The 5,300-nt window shown below is 58.7% G+C and carries 7 protein-coding genes and 1 other RNA gene; 7 read left to right on the forward strand and 1 reads right to left on the reverse strand.

Annotation, left to right across the window (positions count from 1 at the left end; all coding sequences use genetic code 11):
• From Q0526_RS18450 to uppS, 5 genes are all read left to right on the forward strand, one after another.
• On the forward strand, positions 1-485 hold a 485-nt coding region (locus Q0526_RS18450), incomplete at its 5' end, for a PfkB family carbohydrate kinase (protein WP_298736949.1).
• A 147-nt stretch (positions 486-632) separates the two neighbouring features.
• Positions 633-1,625, forward strand: coding sequence for a biotin--[acetyl-CoA-carboxylase] ligase (locus Q0526_RS18455; protein WP_298736952.1), 993 nt, complete (start codon positions 633-635; stop codon positions 1,623-1,625).
• Positions 1,626-1,639: 14 nt separating this feature from the next.
• Positions 1,640-2,188, forward strand: a complete 549-nt coding sequence (locus tag Q0526_RS18460; RefSeq protein ID WP_298736954.1) for a biotin transporter BioY — start codon at positions 1,640-1,642, stop codon at positions 2,186-2,188.
• 94 nt (positions 2,189-2,282) lie between these two features.
• Complete coding sequence (gene ruvX / locus Q0526_RS18465; RefSeq protein ID WP_298736956.1) at positions 2,283-2,753, forward strand: Holliday junction resolvase RuvX; 471 nt, start codon at positions 2,283-2,285, stop codon at positions 2,751-2,753.
• 18 nt (positions 2,754-2,771) lie between these two features.
• The gene (gene uppS, locus Q0526_RS18470) at positions 2,772-3,497 is read left to right on the forward strand and encodes a polyprenyl diphosphate synthase (protein ID WP_298736959.1); all 726 of its coding nucleotides are present in this window, start codon (positions 2,772-2,774) and stop codon (positions 3,495-3,497) included.
• Positions 3,498-3,590: 93 nt separating this feature from the next.
• On the opposite strand, the gene Q0526_RS18475 is transcribed toward uppS, so the two are convergent.
• The gene (locus tag Q0526_RS18475) at positions 3,591-4,406 is read right to left on the reverse strand and encodes a peptidylprolyl isomerase (protein WP_298736961.1); all 816 of its coding nucleotides are present in this window, start codon (positions 4,404-4,406) and stop codon (positions 3,591-3,593) included.
• 140 nt (positions 4,407-4,546) lie between these two features.
• Between Q0526_RS18475 and Q0526_RS18480 the strand changes: the two genes are divergently transcribed.
• Both Q0526_RS18480 and ssrS read left to right on the forward strand, forming a co-directional pair.
• Positions 4,547-4,873 carry a DUF1292 domain-containing protein gene (locus Q0526_RS18480; RefSeq protein ID WP_007045983.1) on the forward strand — a complete coding sequence of 109 codons (327 nt, stop codon included), beginning with the start codon at positions 4,547-4,549 and terminating at the stop codon, positions 4,871-4,873.
• 10 nt (positions 4,874-4,883) lie between these two features.
• A non-coding RNA gene (gene ssrS, locus Q0526_RS18485) (6S RNA) lies at positions 4,884-5,075 on the forward strand.
• Positions 5,076-5,300 lie beyond the last annotated feature (225 nt).

Consider the following 5,300-nt stretch of genomic DNA (forward strand, 5'->3'; position numbering starts at 1 on the left):
TGAGCAAGCTGTGCGAGTACGTGGACGTCTGCATCTCCAACGAGGAGGATGCGAAGGACGTCTTCGGCATCGAGGCCGAAGCCACCGACATCTACGCCGGCGAGATCAACCGCGAGGGCTACAAGAGCGTGGCCAAGCAGTTGGCTGACAAGTTCCACTTCGAGAAGGTGGCCATCACCCTGCGTGAGAGCCATTCTGCTTCTGACAACGGCTGGAGCGCCATGCTCTACGACGTTGCCAGCGACGAGTACGCCTTCAGCAAGAAGTACGAGCTGCGCATCGTGGACCGCGTTGGCGGCGGCGACAGCTTTGGCGGCGGCTTGATCTACGCCCTGCTGAGCGGCAAGTCCACGCAGGAGGCTGTGGAGTTCGCTGTTGCGGCTTCTGCCCTGAAGCACTCCATCGAGGGCGACTTCAACATGGTCACCGTCTCCGAGGTGGAGAAGCTGGCTGGTGGCGACGGTTCCGGCCGTATCCAGCGCTAATTTTTCCCATTGTTTTTCTGAAGAGATCCGCGTTTGCGGATCTCTTCTTTTTTTGCGCCGATTGTCAACCCTAAGCCGCCAATCGCGTTGACATTTTTGCAGTGCACGCCCTATACTGGAATGGTGGCATGCAAAGGAGGGAGCACTTTGGTCAAATCGCAGGTCCTTACCGCGTTGGAGGAAGCCCGCGGGCACTACCTTTCGGGACAGGAGTTGGCGCAGCGGTTGGGGGTCAGCCGCACCGCCGTCTGGAAAGCGGTTGCTTCGCTGCGGGCCGACGGCGTGCCTATTCAAGCCGTCACCAACCGGGGCTATACCCTCTCCCCTGACGCGGACGTGCTCCATGCCGATGCCATTGCCGCGCTTCTGCCGCCTGATACAGCCAAGGATCTGCGGATCGAAGTATACGACCGCCTGCCCGGCACCAACGCGGCCCTGCGGGCCCGGGCCGATGCCACGGTTCCCGAAGGGTTGGTCCTGATCGCCCAAGCCCAATCCGCCGGGCGGGGACGCAGCGGACGCAGCTTTTTCTCCCCACCGGGCGGGCTTTATCTGAGCTTGCTGCTTCGTCCCGAGCTAGCTGCCCGACAAGCGGTATTCTTAACCGTCATGGCCGCCGTCGCGGCCGCCCGAGCCTGCGAGTCGGTTTGTGGCGGCACCATTCAGATCAAATGGGTCAACGACCTATGGAAGAATGGTAAAAAGGTATGCGGCATCCTGACCGAGGCTTCGATGGATGTGGAGTCGGGCCTGTTGGAATACGCCATTGTGGGGCTGGGCTTCAATCTTTTGCCCCCGCCGGACGGCTGGCCTGCCGAATTGCAGGGCATCGCCGGCAGTTTGTTTGAAACCACGCCGCCCACAGGCGCCCGCACCCAACTGGCCGCCGCCTTTTTACATGAATTTTGGTCTCTCTACCGCCACGGTCGCCCCCAAGACTATCTGCCCGACTACCGCGCCCGGCAGGTCTTGCCCGGCCGTCTGGTGGAAGTCCGCCCCGGGCGGGGTTCCCCCTACCGTGCCACGGCTGTGGCTTTGGACGAAGAATGCCGCTTGTTGGTGCGCCCCGAAGGCAGCCAATATTTGGTTGCTCTGCAAAGCGGCGAGGTTCAAATCGTACCCCAACCCAATCTGAATTGAAAGGAAGTTTTTCCATGTATACCACATCCGTTACCCGTGTGCGCCGTCTTGTGCTGTGTGCGCTTTTTGCCGCTCTGGCCGCCATCTGTAGCCAAATCGCCATTCCCATGCCCTGGGGTGTCCCCATCAATTTGGCGGTCTTTGCCGCCTGCATGGCCGGCAGTATGCTGGGACCGGTTTGGGGCACCGCCAGTCTGGCCGTCTATGTGGCACTGGCCGCGATTGGGGTGCCGGTGCTGGCCGGATTTCAAGGCGGACCGGCGGCGATCTTTGGAAAAACCGGCGGTTATGCCGTGGGATACATTCTGACGGCATTGTTCACCGGCCTTCTGGCCCGCCTGCTGGGACGCCGCTTTGTCCCGCTTTGTGTGGCGATGGCCGTGGGCTGTGCCGCCTGTTACCTGTTGGGTACCCTCTGGTTCATGTTTCTGACCCACAGCACGCTTCTGGTGGCGCTGAGCCTTTGCGTACTGCCCTACCTGCCGGCAGACGCCCTGAAAATTGCATTGGCCGCACTGCTGACCATCCAGTTGGACCGGCGCTTGCCCCACGGATTGCTTTAACCGCTTTGACCGCCCTTCGGGGCGGTTTTTGTTTGCGTTGCCGGGCCAAACGTGTTATACTGAAGCCAATCCCATGACCAAAGGAGATTGCGCAATGAAATGGCTTGCCGTTGACTACGGGGACAGCCGCACCGGATTGGCCGGTTGCGATGCTTCGGAGACCATCACCAGCCCCATCACACCGCAGATCGAGGAAAAAAGTATGAACAAGGTCGCCGCTGCGGTCACTGCCGTGGCCGTCCAGCGGGGCGCTGAGGGAATCGTTTGCGGTCTGCCCAAAAATATGGACGGCACCGAAGGTTCCCGTGCCGCCAAAAGCCGCCGCTTTGCCCAGCGGTTGGCCAACGCTGCCGGTTGTGCCGTGGTGCTGTGGGATGAACGCCGCACTACCGTTTCTGCCGCCGCCATTTTGGCGGACAACAACACCTTTGGCCAAAAACGCAAAGAGCGGCTGGATTCCGTTTCCGCCGCCGTGATTCTGGAGAGTTTTCTCAACTGGCGCGCCCATCATCCAGATGAAGAGCCGCCCGAGCTGTTACAGCCTCAACCTTCTGAAAATACGTAAACAAAGGAGTTTCCTGCCATGCCCAACGATACTGCTTCTCGTATTCCCACCCATGCCGCCATCATCGTGGACGGCAACCGCCGCTGGGCTCGTCAGCGTATGCTGCCCGCCAGCTTCGGTCACAAGGCGGGATTTGACCGTCTGAAAGAAATCACCCGCTATGCCGTGGGGGATCGCGGTGTTCATGTGCTTTCTCTCTATGTTTTTTCCACAGAGAACTTTGCCCGGGACGCCAAGGAAGTCGGCTATCTGATGGATCTGTTTGCCAACAACTTCCGTACCATTGCCGACGAGATGAACGAACGCGGCTGTCAGGTCCTTTTCAGCGGCCGTCGGGAAGGATTGCAGCAGCGTGTGCTGGACGCCATGGATTACATGATGGACCTGACCAAGGATAACACCAAGGGCATTGTGAACTTCTGCCTGAACTATGGCAGCCACGCCGAACTGACCGATGCGGTGCGCGGCATTGCCCGGGAAGTACAGGCCGGCACCTTGAACCCGGAGGCCATCGATGAAAAAACCATCGAAAGCCATCTGTACCGTCAGTTGCCGCCGGTGGACCTAATGATCCGTACCAGCGGCGAAGAACGGCTCTCCAACTTCCTGCTGTGGCAGTGTGCCTATGCGGAGTTCTACTTTACGCCGGTGCTTTTCCCCGATTTTACCAAAGAGTGCTTTGACCAAGCACTGGAAGAATATGCCCGCCGAGACCGCCGCATGGGGGGCAACACCAAGAAATAACAGCACTTATACCAAAAAGTCCCTGCGCACTTTGGCAGATTTGCCAAGCGTGCGCAGGGATTTTTCTGCATATGCTAAGGGTAGAGGGCTGCATCAGCCCACAGCGTCTTCCTCTGCGGCGGAATCTGCCGTGTCGGTGCTGTCGCTTTGGGCCTCCAATTTCTCTGTCGTGGGACCCGGATAGGTGGCAATGGTCACCTGCTGGATGGTAATGGTATCCTCCTCGGTGGGACGCCAAGTTTCGTTGCCGTCCTCATCCTGCTCGGTATCTACGCAGGCCATGGCATCCACCACATCCATGCCTTCATACACCTGCCCAAACACCGTGTCGGTGTTATCCAGATAGGGCAGTCCGCCGGCGGCGGCATAGGCTTGAATTTGGGCTTCGCTGTAACCGTTCTGGGCCATCTGTTCCTGTTGGGTCGCATCCACGCTGTCGGGCAGCGCCTCCACAAAGTAGAACTGGCTGTTGCCGCCGCTCACGTCGCCCCCCGACGCAAAGGCGGCACACAGGGCCCCCGCGTAATGTTTGAGCCCGGCATCCGCTTCCAACGGGTAGGGGTTATTGCTCCAAATCGTGGAGCCGCCCGTACCGGTGCCGGTGGCATCGCCCCCTTGCACCGCGAAACCGTACTGGCTGCGCCAGATCACCGTACCGTCATAGTACCCCGAACGAGCCAGCCCTACGAAATTGTAGACGGCCATGGGTGCCGCATCAGGGTACAGCACCGCCCGCACTTCCCCCAGATTGGTGGTGAAAATCGCGATCAAATCCCCTTCCGAAGGCGTGGCAAACTGGCGTTCTTCGCTGGTGACTTCGGCTCGCTTGGGCGCGGACTTTCCGTTCCCGCCGCAGCCGCACAATACAACAAGCGACAGCGCCATCGCCGCACAGGCGATCTTCTTCATGGCTGGCCCTCCCCGGATTCCAAAAATTTGTAATTACTTATAGTATAGCACACTTCACGCGCTATGAACACCCTTGACGTTTTGTGAAAAAAAGGGTACACTAAAGGCAGTAAAATTTCCAATCACAGGAGGGACCGACCATGTCTGACGAGCTGAGCCCCGAAATGCTGGAGGAAGCCAAACCCGATCTTCTGACGCTGGAGGATGAAGACGGGCAGGAAGTCACCTTTGAGGTCATCGACGCTACCGAAGTTAATGGCACCCGCTATCTGGCGGTGATTCCCTATCAGGAAGACCCCGCCAGCCTGCAGGAAGATGCCGAATTGATCCTGATGCGCATCGGCACCGATGACGAAGGCGAATATATGGACATCGTGGATGATGACGAAGAGTTGCTGACTGTCGGCAAAGTCTTTGAGGAGCGCCTGCGCGCCATGTACGATATCGACGATTCCGAACTGGACTAAGGTTTCGTACACACCCCTGCTCGGTACGACTTGTTGCAGCCTTTATAGAATCCTACTAATCAAATATTGGGAGCCTGTGTCGCTTGCCGGACCGCAGACCTCCCGCTTCGGCGGAAGAAGGGAGCGCGAACGCAATCGCAGGGCACCCACCTGCCTGTACCGGTAGGTTTTGATTGGCTGCAGACGGCCCAGCGGGGTTTTTCTGACATTACACCCGGACGGCTCACCCTGTCCGGGTTTTTGGGTAGTTTACAAGATTTTGAAGAAAGGAGGAGCCTCTCATGGCAGATCGAATCGCAGTCGGGGACAAGCTCCCTTTCTTTTTGTATGACACCCCTTACAGCGCCCAGAACCGTTTTCGCGACCTGTTGGCCGCAAAAAGTCCTCTGGTGCTGATTTTTATGGCCAACTTCGGCCATCCCATCAC

It is taken from the genome of uncultured Subdoligranulum sp. (assembly GCF_937890665.1).